This window comes from Pantoea sp. CFCC18177 (assembly GCF_059412425.1).
The window spans coordinates 64,528-80,480 of record NZ_JBNBPL010000009.1 but is presented as its reverse complement, the minus strand read 5'-3'; the positions used below and the strand labels follow the sequence as shown (position 1 = coordinate 80,480).

Here is a 15,953-nt window from a genome sequence, read left to right as displayed (position 1 = left end):
TTCAAGATTCGTTCGATTTCGCCACTTCGATATGCACCGAAAGTAGCCAGGCTTCTTCTTTAGGCAGATTGCCAAACAGATCCACCACCTGCTGCGCCAGCGCCATGGTGTCTGGCGAGATATCTTCAAACAGCTCGGCTTCTACCTCTGGCAGCGCCTCACCCGTGAGGGAGCGCCCGGCCATGGCCCGCACATGTGAAGCCAGCATCTGTTGCTGAACCGCATTGGCTTCAATCTGGTGTGCGGTGTAGATCGCCGCAATTTGCTTCATCACGTTATCCGCCAACGCCTGAATGGCTTCCGGCGTACTTTGCTTCAGTGGGACAGCTTCACTCCTCACCTTGTTACTCCTGTTTACTGCGGACAATTAGAGATAATTCGCGTTGAAAAGAAATTACGCTTTCCGCTGGCCGCTGTGGAGACGCATCTTTTCCACCTTTAAGTGGAAATCCCACGGCTGAGTGTGCGCCAGATCGCAGTACGCACGAACTGTGCGAAACAGGTCACAAAATGCGGTGATGTGATGGAATAAGGCGAATAATTACGGCGAGGTGAGCGAAGGAAATAAGGCCAGCAGAGGGCTGGCCAGGTTTATCAGCGGAATTTCTTATGGTTGGCGTTGCGAATATCTTCCAGTTTCTTCGCTTCCGTTTTAGCCTCATCCAGTTTGTTGGCTTTGGCTAACTGGTCAACGACATCAATCTGCGCAATCAACGAATCCAGACCGGCGTGATAATCCTTAATCTGAGCGCTGTCAGCCGACTGACCTTCCAGTTTCTCCGGGGTGGATTTTTTCGCATCCTCCGCCGCCTGGCGCATCTTGCCGAGTGCAGTTTGCATTTCCTGAGCATCGGAGGTTTTTTTCACCACGCTCAGACCATCTTTCAGCGTATCCATATCTTTCTCCAGGTCAGCGGCAAAAACGCTAGCCGAGGAGAACAACAGCGAGAGAGACAACATTGCAATCACATGCTTACGCATCGGTATATCCTTTTATTATTGTCGGGCTAATAAAAAAGCAGCCACTTGGGCTGCTTTCAGGAAGCGATGTTTTATTGTCCGGCGATTTTCATCTCCGGCAGCAGCACCGACCCGCATTGTATATTGCTGCGCGTTTCAATGTCGTTACCGAGAGTTACCATATTGAGCCACATGTCTTTCAGGTTGCCCGCAATTGTGATCTCGCTCACAGGATATTGGATTTCACCGTTTTCAACCCAAAAGCCTGACGCGCCGCGCGAGTAGTCGCCTGTCATGGCACTCACGCTAGAACCCATCATTTCGGTGACTACTAAACCACGGCCCATCTGCTTCAACAGATCCTCAAAGCTGTGGCCCTGGCCTGCAATGCGCCAGTTATGGATGCCGCCCGCATGACCGGTACTCTGCAAGCCAAGCTTGCGCGCCGAATAGCTGGTCAGCAGCCAGTTTTGCAGTACACCATCTTTAATAATGTCACGCGCCTGAGTGCGCACACCTTCGCTGTCGAACGGCGTGGAAGCCAGCCCTTTCAGCAGATGCGGTTTCTCTTCGATGGTCAGCCATTCCGGCAGAATCTGTTTGCCCAGTGAATCCAACAGGAAGGTCGATTTGCGATAGACGCTACCACCGCTGATCATGCCCACCAGATGGCCGAACAGACCGGTCGCCACTTCTGGCGCGAAGATCACCGGTGCTTTCATGGTCGACAGCTTACGCGGCGCTAAACGTGACAACACGCGACGCGCACACTCCTGCCCCACCCATTCCGCGCTTTTCAGGTCGTCCATTGAGCGACCAATGGTGTAAGCGTAGTCACGCTCCATGTCGCCATCTTGCTCTGCAATCACGCAGCTGGAGAGTGAATGACGGCTTGAGCAGTAGCTTTGCAGCATGCCGTGGCTGTTACCAAACACTTTGATGCCGACATGGCTGTTAAAGCTGCCGCCTTCGGTATTGGTGATGCGCTTATCCGCCTGCAGTGACGCTTGTTCCGCCTGAGCGGCCAGTTCGATAGCGCGATCGGCATCGATCTCCCACGGATGGTAGAGATCAAGATCCGGCGCTTCAAAGGCCAGCAGATCGGGATCGGCGGGTGCACCAAAAGGATCAACGGAGGTGTAACGGGCAATATCGATCGCCGCCTGCACGGTGCGTTTAATCGCATCCGGGCTAAGGTCGGTTGAGGAAGCACTGCCTTTTCGGTTTTGATGATAGACGGTGATGCCGAGCGCACCATCGCTGTTGAATTCGACGTTTTCGACTTCGCCGTAGCGGGTGCTGACGCCGATGCCGGTGGTTTTAGTGACCGCCACTTCTGCACCATCGGTGCTGGCTTTCGCCAGTTCCAGCGCCTGCGCGACAGCCTGTTCTAACACTTTACGTTGTTCTGCAACCTGAGTAGATACGTTCATCGACCTGCCGTCTAATCTTAAGTATGAATTTATTGAGTCTATCAGACTCAGAGAACAATTTCGCAGTCGCCCGATAAACTGGTAGGATTAGCCTCTTTTTTTTAGGGAGCCAAGAGATGACCAAGCAGCCCGATGACTGGCTCGACGATGTGCCGGATAATCAAAACGAAGAAGATGAAGACGATGAGATTATCTGGGTCAGTAAAAGCGAAATTAAACGCGACGCCGAAGAGCTAAAACGCCTCGGTGCCGAGTTAGTGGATTTAGGGAAAAACTCCCTCGATAAGATCCCCCTCGACGAAGATCTGCGTGCCGCCATTGAACTGGCACAGCGCATTAAGAAGGAAGGCCGTCGCCGCCAGTTGCAGCTGATCGGTAAGATGTTGCGCGCGCGCGATGAAGATCCGATCCGTCAGGCGCTGGATAAGCTGAAGAACCGCCACAACCAGCAGGTTGCGCTGTTCCATAAACTCGAGCAGTTGCGCGATCGTTTGATTGAGAAAGGCGATGACGCCGTGGCAGAGGTGATTGCCCTCTATCCAGACGCTGACCGTCAGCAGTTGCGCAGCATGATCCGTAATGCGCAGAAAGAGAAAGCCGCGAACAAGCCGGTTAAATCAGCCCGTCAGATTTTCCAGTATCTGCGCGAGTTGGCAGAAGCGTAGGTCCGCTGCGCTCATTAAAAAGGTCGCCATGAATGGCGACCCTGCAATGAGATTGCATACCTTGTAGGGTGGCCATTTATGGCCACCGCAAACTTAACGCCCCAATCGCTCCAGCAGTTTCTGATGAATACCACCAAAGCCGCCGTTACTCATCACCAGAATGGAATCTCCTGGCTGGGCTTCTTTCGCCACCATCTCTACCAGCGTATCGATATCCGCGCTCCACTTGGCTGGCTGGACACAGGCTTCCGCCACATCCGACACCTGCCACGGAATATGATGTGGCTGGAACAGGAACACGTTATCAGCACGGCCCAGTGACGGTGCCAAATCGTTTTTACTGACGCCCATCTTCATGGTGTTAGAGCGTGGCTCCAGCACTGCCAGAATGCGCGCCGTGCCACCGACTTTACTGCGCAGCGCCGCCAGCGTGGCGTGAATCGCCGTGGGGTGGTGTGCAAAGTCATCGTACACCTTGATGCCATTCGCCTCACCACGCAGTTCCAGGCGACGACGTGCATTGATAAAGCTGCTGAGCGCTTCACCTGCATCCACGGGTTTCACGCCCACGTGACGAGCGGCGGCAACCGCCATCAGCCCGTTGTGCATGTTGTGTTCGCCCACCAGCGCCCAGTTCACTTCGCCGACTTTCTCGCCGTCGAGCCAAATTTCCCAGTGCGATGAGTCCGGCGTCAATTTCTTCGCCTGCCAGTGGCCGTTGTCGCCCACGGTTTCCTGCTCGCTCCAGCAGCCCATCGCCATCACCTGCTTGAGATTGTGATCGTGCTCTGGCAGCAGGATCTTACCCTGTCCCGGCACGATACGAATCAGGTGGTGGAACTGTTTCTGGATCGCACGCAGATCGTCAAAGATATCGGCGTGATCGAATTCGAGATTGTTGAGGATCAGGGTGCGCGGGCAGTAATGGACAAACTTAGAACGTTTGTCGAAGAACGCGCTGTCGTACTCATCCGCCTCAATGACGAAGAATGGACTTTTTCCTAATTTTGCCGAAACGTCGAAGTTTCCTGGCACACCACCGATGATAAAGCCCGGCTCAAGGCCACAGGCCTCCAGAATCCACGCTGCCATGCCTGCGGTGGTGGTTTTTCCGTGGGTGCCCGCCACAGCCAACACCCAACGATCGCGCAGCACGAAATCGTGCAGCCACTGTGGGCCTGACAGGTACGGAATGTTGCGTTCCAGTACCGCTTCCACACACGGATTGCCGCGCGTCATGGCGTTGCCAATGATCACCAGATCCGGGTGCGGATCAAGCTGACTAGCATCATAACCTTCTGTCAATTCAATGCCTTGCTGCTCCAGCAAGGTGCTCATCGGCGGGTAGACATTGGCGTCTGAACCGGTCACTTCGTGTCCCAGTGAACGGGCGAGCATCGCCAGTCCGCCCATGAAAGTGCCACAAATCCCAAGGATGTGAATACGCATAAAGAGACCCATTACTCAAAAGTTCGGCGCACAGTGTAACCCCGAGCAGAGTGGGAAGAAACGGATTAGGACTATGGTTTTTAAAGTTCAATCGGCTAAACTGCGCTCATACGTTGGTAGCGTGTTACAGCTGCTACCACTCCACCGTAGATTCAGGGAATGTGTTATGAAAACGTTAGGCGAATTCATCGTCGAGAAGCAACACGACTTTCCTCACGCCACAGGTGAACTGACGGCGCTGATTTCCTCCATCAAGCTTGGGGCTAAGATTATCCACCGCGACATTAACAAAGCGGGTCTGGTGGATATTCTCGGTGCCAGCGGCGTGGAAAACGTGCAGGGTGAACAGCAGATGAAGCTGGACCTGTTCGCGAATGAAAAACTGAAAGCTGCCCTGAAAGCGCGTGGCGTGGTTGCCGGTATCGCTTCTGAAGAAGAAGATGAGTTTGTCATCTTTGAAGGTTCAGAGGACGGTAAATACGTGGTGTTGATGGACCCACTGGATGGTTCTTCAAACATCGACGTTAACGTTTCCGTTGGTACCATTTTCTCTATCTATCACCGCATCAGTGAGCCGGGCACCCCGATCACCGAAGCGGACTTCATGCAGCCTGGCAACAAACAAGTCGCCGCCGGTTATGTGGTGTACGGTTCTTCCACCATGATGGTTTACACCACCGGTGTAGGCGTGCATGCGTTTACCTACGACCCGTCTCTCGGCGTGTTCTGCCTGAGCCACGAGCGCATGACCTTCCCAGAGAAAGGTTATACCTACTCGATCAACGAAGGTAACTACATTCGCTTCCCACAGGGCGTGAAGAAATACCTGAAATTCTGTCAGGAAGAAGATGTAGCGACCAAGCGCCCGTACACGTCGCGCTACATCGGTTCACTGGTGGCAGACTTCCACCGTAACCTGCTGAAAGGCGGCATCTATCTCTATCCAAGCACCGCCAGCCACCCGAAAGGCAAGCTGCGTCTGCTGTATGAGTGCAACCCAATGGCGTTCCTGGCGGAACAGGCCGGCGGTAAAGCCAGTGACGGTGAGCATCGTATCCTCGACATTCAGCCTGAAACGCTGCACCAGCGTTGCCCGTTCTTCTGCGGCAACGATGCGATGGTCGATGACGTTGAGCGCTTCATCCGTGAATTCCCGGACAGCCACGCGTAAGTTGTTTTGATGTGAAAAAGCCCGCTCAATGTAGCGGGCTTTTTGTTGGCTCATTTCATCTTTCGTCTTTTTGCCTGACGGTCAATCAGCTCACCTTGTGGTGAGTAGTATCGGCTTGGCCATATCTCATTCGGTGCCACACCAATAGCTTCAGCAATCAGCCACTCACCTTTCGGCCACGATCGCGTTAAGGCATTGGCCAGCGTCGTTGAGCACAAACCCGCCTCGCGGGACACCGCAGCTAATGAAGTCCCTCTCTTTCGTAAGGCGGCAATAATATCGGCCTGATGCCAGTCCTGCTTGCTTTCACCCACGTCACTCTCCTTAGTTATCGTTATAGGTTCACTTAACGATACTACGTTACTCGTAGTATCTGACAAGCAGTAAATCTACGATTCTCGTAGTCATGAAACCAACCTCATCCCTGCAAGACACTTTCTGTAGACGCCTGAAACATGCGCGTCTTGCTAAGAATTTGTCGCAAAAAAGGTTGGGAATTGCAGCAGGAATAGAAGAGTTTTCCGCCAGCGCGCGTATCAATCGCTATGAAGTGGGGGTGCATCAGCCCGATTTGCTGACACTGCAATTACTGGCGAAGGCGCTGGATATCTCTGCCGCCTATTTTCTGGCTGAAGATGACCGATTAGCCGAGATGATCCTGCGCTTTTCTGAAGGTAAGAGTGGCAACGTGCCATAAGCACGTTGCCACCTGATTACGCGGCGACCACGCGGAACTGCGCCATCGACTCCTGCAACTGCTGCGACTGCGCTTCCAGTGACTGGGTGGCGGCGCTGGCTTCTTCCACCAGCGCGGCGTTCTGCTGCGCGGCTTCATCCATCTGCGTCACCGCCTGATTCACCTGCTCAATGCCACGACTCTGCTCTTCTGAGGCAATCGAAATCTCTTTCATCAGTGACGTCACGCGCATCACTTCAGTGGAGATCTCATCCATGGTTTCCCCCGCACGCGTGGCCATGTCGCTGCCCTCTTTGACGCGCGTCTGGGATTCACTGATCAGCTCGCGGATCTCTTTCGCGGCGGTGGCACTGCGCCCGGCCAGGGTGCGCACTTCGTTAGCGACCACGGCAAAACCACGCCCCTGCTCCCCGGCACGTGCGGCTTCAACCGATGCGTTAAGCGCGAGGATATTGGTCTGGAAAGCAATGCCGTCGATAACGCTAAGAATATCGCCGATGCGGTTCGAGCTTTGCGTGATCTCCTGCATCTTCTCCATCACGTAGCCCACTACTTCGGCACCGCGATCCGCGCTGGTCGAGACATTGCTGGCTAGCTGGTTTGCCTGCTGTGCGTTGCTGGCATTGAGACGTACCGTTGCAGTGAGCTGCTCCATGCTGGCCGCCGTCTGCTCCAGCGACGCCGCCGACTCTTCAGTGCGCTGTGACAAATGCACGGTGCCTGCCGCCAGTTCACGGCTGCCCACATCAATCTGCAAGCTGGCTTCACGCACCTGACTGACGGAATCACGCAACGCCAGCTGCATATCGGACAGTGCCTGATTAAGACGACCAATTTCATTGCTGCCCGCAGCGGGTAACGGCTGCGAGAGGTCGCCTGCCGCAATCTGCTCCAGATGCGCAATGGCGCTGTCGAGAGGACGCAGTAACGAGCGGCGTAACAGCTGCCAGGCCAGCACGATTAGCAGCAGCGTCAGCGCCATCACCACGCCAATCATCACTTTCATCTGCACTTCGTTCTCTGCCGCTTGCTGCAAACGCGCAGCGGAGACTTGATCGGCATACTGGCTGAAATCATTCACCGCTTTCGAGTAGTTGGCCGCCAGCTGCGACTGCTTCCCTTCCAGCACCTGATAATACTCATCGGTATACTGCTTTTTCAAAGCATCCATCATCGGCGTGATGCCCTCTTTGTCGTAGATGGCATAGGTTGCGACAACGGCATCCGCCAAGGTTTTACCCTGAGCGGTGACCGTGCCCGCATCGACAAAGGCTTTCAGTAAAGCGTGCGAGCTATCCACAGCAGCCTGCGCTTGATTGGTGACTTTCGTTCCGTCATCCAACAAACCAATTTCGATTTTGCGTACCGCCAACGCCGCATTGGCGCGTGCACGCATCAGTTCAGAGCGGCTTTGATACAACTTGTTCAGCTCAATTCCCTGGATGCGGTTTAATGCGTCCAGTGATTGATTCCCAGCATTGATGGCATAAATACCCATGGCGCTGACGGCTAACAGCATCACCGTCATGATGGCCAACAACGCAAGCAAAGCGGTACGTATTGATAGTTGTCTGATCATGATCATTCCCGTGTGTATGGAAAAAGGCAGAACTCCACTGGCCCTAAAACGGAGAGATTATCGGCAGTTGATCACAGAAACTTTATCCAGAGTTGATAGTCATGCGGCTGGCAATCCCCTACTCTTCACAATGAATTAAGTGTGACCGCCAAAAATGAAGGGAGAGATCGATGAAAAAATGGCTTTTGCTTGCCTGTTTATGCACCTCGGGAATGGCGCTGGCGCAAACCCATCCACTGGATCAGCAGCTACAACAGTGTCTGAACAAGGAATCGTCTACCGCGGGTATGTCGCAGTGCTACAGCGCGGCCAATCAGTCCTGGGATAAAGAGATGAATGTTCAGTACAACCAGGCAATGAAAAAATTAACCGGTGACGCTAAAGACAAATTACGCACTGCCCAGCGTGCGTGGCTGACATACCGCGACAGCTGGATGGATGCCAGCCGCAGCTATTTCCTGAGCAGCCAGGGCAGCATGGCGGCCCTTTCCGTGGGCGCGCAAGGGGTCAACCTGGTGCGTAATCAGGCATTAATGTTGCAATCAATCAACAAAGGCAGTTGCGCCAATCCCGATGATTGTTGATAAATGGGGGCGTTAAAAAAACGTCAGCGCGGGCACTGATCCGCGCACCCATCCATCTACAGGGAGAAATCATGGCTGCTTATGCCTCTACCATCATTCTGGTTTGCCTCGCCGTTCTCAGCTATTTCGTGCACAACAGCGCTGTCACTATCTCGATTCTGATCTTACTCGCCATCAAACTCACGCCGCTGTCGCAGTTCTTTCCGTATGTGGAAAAACAGGGCATTCAGATCGGTATCATTATTCTGACTGTGGCGGTCATGGCACCGCTGGCCAGTGGCACCTTGCCCGCGTCGTCACTGTTAAAGTCCTTTGCTAACTGGCAATCGATTGTGGCGATTATTGTCGGGGTGTTTGTCGCCTGGCTGGGCGGACGTGGCGTCAGTTTTATGAGTGTGCAGCCATCGGTGATTGGTGGATTGTTGATCGGCACGGTGATTGGCGTGGCGTTTTTCCGTGGTGTCCCGGTCGGACCACTGATTGCTGCGGGGATTGTCTCGCTGTTTGTCACTGCTAAGTAGGCCGTTGGAGCATTCCTAAACGCCAAAAAGGGGGCATACTTTCAGAGTCAGTTGGCTATAATAGCCGTCACTCAACATACGACCAATGAAGGAAAGCCAGATGAGTTTGAACCAGGTGCCTGCAGGTAAAGAACTGCCAGAAGATATCTATGTCGTTATCGAGATCCCAGCGAACGCCGATCCGATCAAATATGAAGTGGACAAAGAGTCTGGCGCCCTGTTTGTAGACCGTTTCATGTCTACCGCCATGTTCTATCCGTGCAACTACGGTTACATCAACCACACCCTGTCTCTGGATGGTGATCCGGTTGACGTGCTGGTGCCAACCCCGTATCCACTGGTGCCGGGTTCTGTGATTCGCTGCCGTCCAGTTGGCGTGCTGAAAATGACCGACGAGTCTGGTGAAGATGCCAAACTGGTTGCGGTTCCGCACACCAAACTGAGCAAAGAATACGATCACATCAAAGATGTGAACGACCTGCCAGAACTGCTGAAAGCGCAGATCACCCACTTCTTCGAGCACTACAAAGACCTGGAAAAAGGCAAATGGGTGAAGGTTGACGGCTGGGACAACGCAGAAGCGGCCAAAGCTGAAATCATCTCTTCTTTCGAGCGCGCTCAGAAGAAATAATCGAGTCCTGGTGCGCATGAATGCGCACCCTACAATGTAGGGTGCACATGCCACGATCGGATGATAAAAAAACACCGTCCATTGGACGGTGTTTTTATTTATGCCTCGGTATCCTCGTCGCGTTTTAGCCAGTCACCACTCGCGATGCGTGTGCGACCAGCTATCGAACGCTGATACACATACAGCCAGGCACTGCCGTAAGGCGTCTGGATAAGTTGGCGTTTGTATTCGCCATTCTTGGTGCGCAAGGCATCAAGTTCGCCGAGCGTGCTGGCATCGATGCGATAAACCTCGCAACAGACCTTGCCCTCACCCTCAACCACGCCCGGATAGTGCCCCAGATTGTAGAGATCGAACCCTTCAATCTGATGGTCGCCGAGCCATTGCGCATTCGTCATCCAATGACTGTTTCCCTGTTTGCGCCGTAAACTGCCGTAGACAATTATTCGCATTGCTAAAACTCAAACTGATAGAGCAAATCCAGTGCCTGATCGAGACCCGACACGGCTTCTAAATAGAGTTTGGGCATCAGGCGATAACGCAAGGTTAAAGTCGCCAGTGAATCAAATATGCCGACACCGTATTTTACTTGTAGACCCGGCAGTACATAACCACTCACCTGCACCTGCTGGCTGTCGCCCACGCCGGTGGTATCAAGGGCAAGGTTACTTACGCCGAATGTCTCGCCGATTTTACCCATAACCTGACCACTTTGTGCAACCCCTAACCCTACAAGTGCTGAAGTTAATGCATTGCTGTCACCGTCACTGCTCAGTCCCTGGCCGCGTAACAGGTAAGAAAGTGCTTCCTGTTGCGACATTGCCGGGTCAGAGAACACCTCCACTTTCGGTTCATCCGCTAAGCCGGTGACACGGATGCCAGCCGTGACATCATCTTCGGTTGCCTCTGGATTACGTATCGCCTCCAGATTCACATACGGCTGATCCGGTGGTCCAGCAAACTGCAGCTCCCCTTTGCGCACAATCAAATCCTGTCCATAGGCGTGGAAACGGCCATCCGGAATATTGATTTGCCCGTTCAGGCCCAGGCCGTTTTTATCCTGCACCAGTTTGAGGTCGCCGTTCAGTTTAGCTTTCAGACCAAAAGCAGAGAGGCGCACATCGTTGCCAACGTGGATCACCAGGTTGCTGTTGATCGGAATCGCCGCCGTCTTCGGCTGTATCGGTTTCAGATCTTTATCCAGCATCACCTCATCGGAAGAGACACCGGTAGCGCTCTCTGGCACTTCCTGAACCGTGATACGCGCCCAGGGAATATCAACCTTGCCATCAAGATTAAACGCGGCTGGCGTGGCCTCGAATACCAGATCCGGTGATACATCCATACGTACCATCGGCGGCACCGTTACGCGGATACGGCTGCCCTGGGCTGTCACACGGGCACGCCAGTTATCCAGTTGGCTCCAGTCGGCATTACCGCCCAGGTTCAGGTTGCCCTGCGTGGTTTGCAACAGGCCGTTGAGCGTGGAGCTCATGCCGTTAAACACCATATTCAGGTTGGCGGAGGTGAGCGAAACCGGCATAAAGCTGGCCTGCACATTCACATCGCTCAATCCCAACTGGCCAAACACCTGCGGCTGCTGCAACGAACCGCCCAGACGCAGATTGCTGTTGAGATTGCCTTTGATCTTCTCACCCTGCATCAACGCCGGGTTGAACATCGCCAGTGACAGATTGCTGATGCCCACGTTCCCTGACAGCAGTCGACGGCTTTGCGGATCGGCAATCTGCACGTTACCGCTCAACTGACCGTTGTTAACGATGTGGATCAGCCAGTCGAGTTGTGCCCGTCCATTACGCATCGCCGCATTGAGGTTGAGCGTATCGAAAGCAATTGGCAGCGTGTTGCCCTGCACATCCTGCTCCACTTTCACCCCGTTGCCTTTGAGCGATACGGTGCCAGTAGGCAGCGCGCCATCGGCGGTCCAGTTCACCCGCGCATCACCGCTGAATACGCCGTTAAGCTTGGTGGCATCGGTGAGGAAGGGTTTGATCATCGCCAAATCGAAGCGATTGAGTACCACATGGGCATGACCGCTTGGCCCTGCTTCAATCGGTTCTGGGACGCAGACTTGTGCATTCGGGTTCTGCCAACAGTGAGGCCCGATAGTCGCAGTCTGCTTGCTGTTGAGATAATCGATCGCCATGGCGCGCGTCAGACGCCATTCACCCACCGGCGTGTCAAAGTGGGTGTTGTTGAGATTGCCCTGCCAGCGTTGGGTTTGACGATCAAAGCTGCCGTTCAGTGCCAACTGACCAGAAACCGGCTCGCCTTGTACGTTCAGCTTCAGCTGATGCTGTTTCTCGTTGCCGTCGGCATTCAGCGTCAGCAGGTTGATCTTCAGCGCATCCTGTTGCAGTTGCTCGACGCGCAGTTGCAGCTTACCGGCAATCTGCTCGCTGGATTTCACATCACCTTGCAGCGCCACGCGTTGAATATGCAACTGCTGCCAGCGTAAGCCGGTTGCCGTCAGGTCCGCCAGCAATTGCGGCGCCTTCAAGGTTCCTCGCGCTTTTACTGTGCCTTTCGCCACCCCACCGAGACCTGGCAGCGCGTTGTCCAGCTGCGGCGCATCAATGTTGGCATCCAGATTGAGTGCATCGCCCAGTTCACCCTTCACATCCAGATGGTTGCGGCCCAGCGCAATGTTGATACCGGGGATTTTCCACTGGTTGTAGCTGTTGCCGGTGAGCGAACCTTTCGCGCTGACCAGGTTCTGCTTCACGTTGCCCTTCAGCTCCAGCTGCGGCACGCTGAGCTGCCAGCTACCGCCATACAGGCTGCCACGCGTGGCAATTTTGCCGTCGAGTTTGGCAGGCCAGTCTGGATACTGTTTGGCAGTGTTGATACCCGACAGCGTCAGTTCACTGCGCCAGCTGATGGCTTTGCTCCAGTCCACCAGCGCCGTCAAATCCACGTTGCCCTGTAGCGCCGCGATACGCAGCTTATCAAGATTGAACTGCTGCACATTGCCTTTACCGTCCAGCGCCAGAGTGGCAGGCGGCACGCCTTCACCCTTCACGGCGGTGCGCAGCGACATCACATAGTCAGTGGCTTTGCCTCTGAACTGATAATCGAGGTTATCGGCCTGATACTGCACCGGGCCAGTCAACGGCCAGCGCAGTTGCGGACTGGTGAGTTTGAGCGACAGCGGTAACCCGGCCACCGCCGGTTGTGCAGCGGCATCCAGCTGTGCCTGCATCGGTCCGGAGAGATTCAGCCCCAGCTTGAGTTCTTCACGCATCGCCCCGCTGAGGTTCATTTTGATCTTCTCACCCTTGATAGGGTCAAGATTCAGGGAACCATTGAGAGTGAAGTTCACTGGCCAGTTATCGGCCAGCTGCGCGTCACCGCTGGCGTTAACCTGCCCTTGCGGTGAATCGACATCAAAGGTTTCCAGTTGCAGATGGCGATCGGCAGTTTTGGCTTTCAGCAACAAACGCGTGATGGAGACATCAGTGTCACCGGTCAGGCGCAACTGCTCGCCAAGCAGTTCCTGAACGGTGATATCCAACGGCAGTTGGAAATCTGGCAGTTCTGGCAGCAGCGGTTTGGCAAACATCTCTTGCAGGGTTTCACCCAGCGGCTTTTCATCCGGCTGCGGCTGCTGCACTTTCGGCTGCACCACTTGCTCATCGACCACTTTCGCCGCTTTCGGCAGCGCAATCAGCAGGCTTTGAATATGCGTTGGCGTTAACGTCAGCGCACGGCCCTGCCAGTTCAGGCCGGTGGTGAAATCCAACAGCGAGATCGCCGTATCATCCACTTTGACGTTGATGTTATGCAGGCCAACTTTGCTCAGCGTGATCGGATACGGCGTGCTCAGGTTGGTGCTGCCGCTCTCTTCTTGCGGAGGCGGAGCCGCGGGCGGGGCCATTTTCTTGCTATCGACCACCACGCTGACGTCCTGCAAGCCAATGTCGTTGACACAGACTGAGGAGTGCAGCAGGCAATTGAGATTCAGCGCCAGGTGGAAGCGCCCCGCGTCGACACTCACGCCTGGCATCTCATATTTCACGCCGCTCAGCGTGAGATCACGCCAGCCGCCTTCGACTTTGTTAATCGATAAACCCGGCACCCAACGATCGGCGCCTTTGAGTAACAGATGCAATCCCGGCGTAGTGCCAATCAGAAACGCCACGCTGCCAAACAGCACCACCAGAAAAATACCGAATCCAATCAGGACCTTTTTCCACAGCTTCATAGTTCAGGCCCCAGTCCTACATAGAATTGCAAACCGTGTTCCTTGTCATCGCCAATTGGACGTGCGATATCGAATTTGATCGGCCCCACAGGAGAAGCCCAGCGCACGCCGACACCCGCGCCGGTTTTGAAATCACTCTGTTTGATGTCATTCACCGCTTCACCGGAATCGACAAACACCGCGCCCCACCATTTGCCGGTCACGTTGTATTGATACTCCAGCGAGCCGGTGGCCATTTTGGAGGCCCCGGTCAATTTGCCGTCGCTGTCACGCGGCGAGACATCTTTGTATTTGTAGCCGCGAATACTGCGATCGCCACCGGCGAAGAAGCGCAGATCCGGCGGGACTTTGTCGAAGTCGTTGGTTTCGATCCAGCCGAGATTGCCACGTACCACAAAGCGGTTTTTCTCGCCCAGCATGCGGATCCAGACGTTTTGCGCCTGCAGGATCAGGAAGTCAACATCCGAACCCCAGGTGGTATCAGAGACATCCACCGAGTAACGCTGCGAGTCGCCCCAGGTGGGCATCAGGCCACCGCGCGAACGCGTGCGGCTCAAACTCACGCCCGGATAGAGCAGCATCGTGGTGTTGGTGACGCTACCTTGGGTAAAGTGGTCGAGACTCCATTTCAGATTAACCGCGCGCTGCCAGCCGGAGCTGCTGTCCCAGTTGCGGGAGACGCCCAGCGTGGTGGTATCGGCTTTGGTATCGTTGAGATCGGTGCGCTTCAGGCCGCCGGAGAAGGTGTAGTACTGTTCCAGCGGGCTTTTTAACAGCGGCACTTTATAGCTGAGGTCCAACTGCTGTTCGGGAGCAGAAATATAGGAGCTGGCGGTCAGGCTGTGGCCACTGCTGTTGATCCACGGCTTTTTCCAGGTGCCTTTCAAACGTGGCCCGACGTCGGTGGAATAGCCCACACCGGCTTCAATGGTGTTTTCCACGCGCGGCGAGACGGCTGCATTGAGCGGCAGCACTTTGGTCTGGCGACCTTTATCAAATTCCGGGGCCACCACCACCGAGTTAAACCAGCCCGTGGCGGATAAACGACGGTTCAGCTCCGCTAAATCACGCGAGCTATAGGGATCGCCTTTTTTAAACGGCACCAGATTACGCAGATAGGCTTCGTTGATTTGCGAGCCCTGGAAGCTGACATCGCCAAAACGGTAGCGTGGACCGCTGTCGTAATCGATGTCCCAGAAAGCTTCGCGTCTTTCGACCGAAACGCCAAGCTGGCTTTGCTTAAAGTCACCGTCGAAGTAACCATTACGCAGTGCCAGGCTGGAGAAGCCGTTTTTAAATTTATCGTATTCGCCGTGATTCAGTTGGGTGCCGACTTTCGGCGTGCCCTGTTTCACCCAGGCTTTGTAATCATCATCATTTTTAGCTGCGCCTTCGACCACGATGTGGCTGCCGCCGATCTTCACCGGCTCACCCGGTTTCACATGGGCAATCAACACCGGTCTGCCACCCTGCGGCGGAGCAGGACGGGACTCAAAATCGATCTCGGGTTCGTAGTAACCCAGCGCACGCAATCCTTCTTTGATCGCCTGCGAAACACGCGCCTGGAAACGCCCGTCACTCGACACCTCGTCCGTACCAATGGTGGACAAGCGCGCCCTGACGTTCTTCTGTAAATCCCCGGTTAAGCCTTCAAGTTGCAAGCGCACTTTCGCTGCCTCAACGGCAGGCGCAGCAAGCAACAGGCTGGCCAGACAATAAATATGCAATCGTGGCACGTTTACTCCTGTTAATAATGCCTGCCCCTAATTCCGCAGGGGCGTTAATGCTCATAGGAGGCTATCACCACCACTCGCTTACCCATCAGCATAGCCGCTCTTTTCGGCGCATAGCTGAGGAAAATGGTCACTAAGCCAAATCATTTCCTATTGTCGGTAAATGGCGGGACCGATACAACAACGAAGCCGCAGTTCTGTGCCTGGCAGCGGCGCACTCGGATTAATCCTGGCCTTCGATGCGCGCCTCTGGCGGCATGATAAGCGCTGCTGCTATAATCAGCACCCAGCAGGCATGACCTGCT

The 15,953-nt window shown here is 54.6% G+C and carries 15 protein-coding genes; 6 read left to right on the top strand and 9 right to left on the bottom strand.

Translation table 11 applies throughout. The features are described from left to right. Window position 1: 1 nt before the first annotated feature. From ACPUC8_RS11505 to pmbA, 3 genes are all read right to left on the bottom strand, one after another. The gene (locus tag ACPUC8_RS11505; RefSeq protein ID WP_039331400.1) at window positions 2-340 is read right to left on the bottom strand and encodes a glycine dehydrogenase; all 339 of its coding nucleotides are present in this window, start codon (window positions 338-340) and stop codon (window positions 2-4) included. Window positions 341-594: 254 nt separating this feature from the next. Further along, complete coding sequence (gene cybC / locus ACPUC8_RS11500) at window positions 595-981, bottom strand: cytochrome b562 (protein WP_039331402.1); 387 nt, start codon at window positions 979-981, stop codon at window positions 595-597. 71 nt (window positions 982-1,052) lie between these two features. Then, window positions 1,053-2,393 (bottom strand): metalloprotease PmbA, encoded by a 1,341-nt coding sequence (pmbA, locus tag ACPUC8_RS11495; RefSeq protein WP_058971294.1) that lies wholly within the window; start codon window positions 2,391-2,393, stop codon window positions 1,053-1,055. A 116-nt stretch (window positions 2,394-2,509) separates the two neighbouring features. Here pmbA and yjgA point away from each other — a divergent pair, with 116 nt between their 5' ends. After that, the gene (yjgA, locus tag ACPUC8_RS11490; protein ID WP_058971291.1) at window positions 2,510-3,058 is read left to right on the top strand and encodes a ribosome biogenesis factor YjgA; all 549 of its coding nucleotides are present in this window, start codon (window positions 2,510-2,512) and stop codon (window positions 3,056-3,058) included. A 93-nt stretch (window positions 3,059-3,151) separates the two neighbouring features. Here the strand turns inward: yjgA and mpl are convergent, their stop codons facing one another. Continuing rightward, on the bottom strand, window positions 3,152-4,507 hold the full coding sequence (gene mpl, locus ACPUC8_RS11485) for a UDP-N-acetylmuramate:L-alanyl-gamma-D-glutamyl-meso-diaminopimelate ligase (protein WP_494926334.1): 1,356 nt from the start codon (window positions 4,505-4,507) through the stop codon (window positions 3,152-3,154). 166 nt (window positions 4,508-4,673) lie between these two features. Here mpl and fbp point away from each other — a divergent pair, with 166 nt between their 5' ends. Continuing rightward, window positions 4,674-5,678 (top strand): class 1 fructose-bisphosphatase, encoded by a 1,005-nt coding sequence (fbp, locus tag ACPUC8_RS11480; protein ID WP_039331410.1) that lies wholly within the window; start codon window positions 4,674-4,676, stop codon window positions 5,676-5,678. 50 nt (window positions 5,679-5,728) lie between these two features. On the opposite strand, the gene ACPUC8_RS11475 is transcribed toward fbp, so the two are convergent. After that, on the bottom strand, window positions 5,729-5,992 hold the full coding sequence (locus ACPUC8_RS11475; RefSeq protein WP_494926333.1) for a helix-turn-helix domain-containing protein: 264 nt from the start codon (window positions 5,990-5,992) through the stop codon (window positions 5,729-5,731). A 92-nt stretch (window positions 5,993-6,084) separates the two neighbouring features. Between ACPUC8_RS11475 and ACPUC8_RS11470 the strand changes: the two genes are divergently transcribed. Further along, window positions 6,085-6,375 (top strand): helix-turn-helix domain-containing protein, encoded by a 291-nt coding sequence (locus ACPUC8_RS11470; protein ID WP_039331413.1) that lies wholly within the window; start codon window positions 6,085-6,087, stop codon window positions 6,373-6,375. A gap of 16 nt (window positions 6,376-6,391) precedes the next feature. Here ACPUC8_RS11470 and ACPUC8_RS11465 read toward each other — a convergent pair whose 3' ends face one another. Further along, window positions 6,392-7,951 (bottom strand): methyl-accepting chemotaxis protein, encoded by a 1,560-nt coding sequence (locus ACPUC8_RS11465; RefSeq protein ID WP_058971701.1) that lies wholly within the window; start codon window positions 7,949-7,951, stop codon window positions 6,392-6,394. A gap of 173 nt (window positions 7,952-8,124) precedes the next feature. Here ACPUC8_RS11465 and ACPUC8_RS11460 point away from each other — a divergent pair, with 173 nt between their 5' ends. The 3 genes from ACPUC8_RS11460 (at window position 8,125) to ppa (ending at window position 9,690) form a co-directional block, all read left to right on the top strand. Continuing rightward, complete coding sequence (locus ACPUC8_RS11460) at window positions 8,125-8,538, top strand: lysozyme inhibitor LprI family protein (protein ID WP_494926332.1); 414 nt, start codon at window positions 8,125-8,127, stop codon at window positions 8,536-8,538. Between the two features lie 71 nt (window positions 8,539-8,609). Continuing rightward, on the top strand, window positions 8,610-9,059 hold the full coding sequence (locus ACPUC8_RS11455; protein ID WP_038644476.1) for a DUF441 domain-containing protein: 450 nt from the start codon (window positions 8,610-8,612) through the stop codon (window positions 9,057-9,059). Window positions 9,060-9,159: 100 nt separating this feature from the next. Continuing rightward, on the top strand, window positions 9,160-9,690 hold the full coding sequence (gene ppa, locus ACPUC8_RS11450; RefSeq protein WP_039331418.1) for an inorganic diphosphatase: 531 nt from the start codon (window positions 9,160-9,162) through the stop codon (window positions 9,688-9,690). Between the two features lie 98 nt (window positions 9,691-9,788). Here the strand turns inward: ppa and ACPUC8_RS11445 are convergent, their stop codons facing one another. Genes ACPUC8_RS11445 through tamA form a run of 3 tightly spaced genes read right to left on the bottom strand, consistent with a single transcriptional unit; the run spans window position 9,789 to window position 15,651 of the window. Then, window positions 9,789-10,142 carry a gamma-glutamylcyclotransferase family protein gene (locus ACPUC8_RS11445; RefSeq protein ID WP_039331420.1) on the bottom strand — a complete coding sequence of 118 codons (354 nt, stop codon included), beginning with the start codon at window positions 10,140-10,142 and terminating at the stop codon, window positions 9,789-9,791. A 2-nt stretch (window positions 10,143-10,144) separates the two neighbouring features. Continuing rightward, window positions 10,145-13,915, bottom strand: coding sequence for an autotransporter assembly complex protein TamB (gene tamB / locus ACPUC8_RS11440; RefSeq protein ID WP_494926331.1), 3,771 nt, complete (start codon window positions 13,913-13,915; stop codon window positions 10,145-10,147). After that, window positions 13,912-15,651: an autotransporter assembly complex protein TamA gene (tamA, locus tag ACPUC8_RS11435; RefSeq protein WP_038644462.1), complete on the bottom strand. Its 1,740-nt coding sequence runs from the start codon at window positions 15,649-15,651 to the stop codon at window positions 13,912-13,914. The genes tamB and tamA overlap by 4 nt, the downstream gene beginning before the upstream one ends. Between the last annotated feature and the right edge of the window lie 302 nt (window positions 15,652-15,953).

What these genes read in the sequence shown, in the direction of transcription:
- ppa (WP_039331418.1), top strand. Translation starts at nt 9,160, where the DNA reads ATGAGTTTGAACCAGGTGCCTGCAGGTAAAGAACTGCCAGAAGATATC.
- ACPUC8_RS11445 (WP_039331420.1), bottom strand. Translation starts at nt 10,142, where the DNA reads ATGCGAATAATTGTCTACGGCAGTTTACGGCGCAAACAGGGAAACAGT.
- tamB (WP_494926331.1), bottom strand. Translation starts at nt 13,915, where the DNA reads ATGAAGCTGTGGAAAAAGGTCCTGATTGGATTCGGTATTTTTCTGGTG.
- ACPUC8_RS11470 (WP_039331413.1), top strand. Translation starts at nt 6,085, where the DNA reads ATGAAACCAACCTCATCCCTGCAAGACACTTTCTGTAGACGCCTGAAA.
- ACPUC8_RS11455 (WP_038644476.1), top strand. Translation starts at nt 8,610, where the DNA reads ATGGCTGCTTATGCCTCTACCATCATTCTGGTTTGCCTCGCCGTTCTC.
- cybC (WP_039331402.1), bottom strand. Translation starts at nt 981, where the DNA reads ATGCGTAAGCATGTGATTGCAATGTTGTCTCTCTCGCTGTTGTTCTCC.
- mpl (WP_494926334.1), bottom strand. Translation starts at nt 4,507, where the DNA reads ATGCGTATTCACATCCTTGGGATTTGTGGCACTTTCATGGGCGGACTG.
- fbp (WP_039331410.1), top strand. Translation starts at nt 4,674, where the DNA reads ATGAAAACGTTAGGCGAATTCATCGTCGAGAAGCAACACGACTTTCCT.
- yjgA (WP_058971291.1), top strand. Translation starts at nt 2,510, where the DNA reads ATGACCAAGCAGCCCGATGACTGGCTCGACGATGTGCCGGATAATCAA.
- pmbA (WP_058971294.1), bottom strand. Translation starts at nt 2,393, where the DNA reads ATGAACGTATCTACTCAGGTTGCAGAACAACGTAAAGTGTTAGAACAG.
- ACPUC8_RS11460 (WP_494926332.1), top strand. Translation starts at nt 8,125, where the DNA reads ATGAAAAAATGGCTTTTGCTTGCCTGTTTATGCACCTCGGGAATGGCG.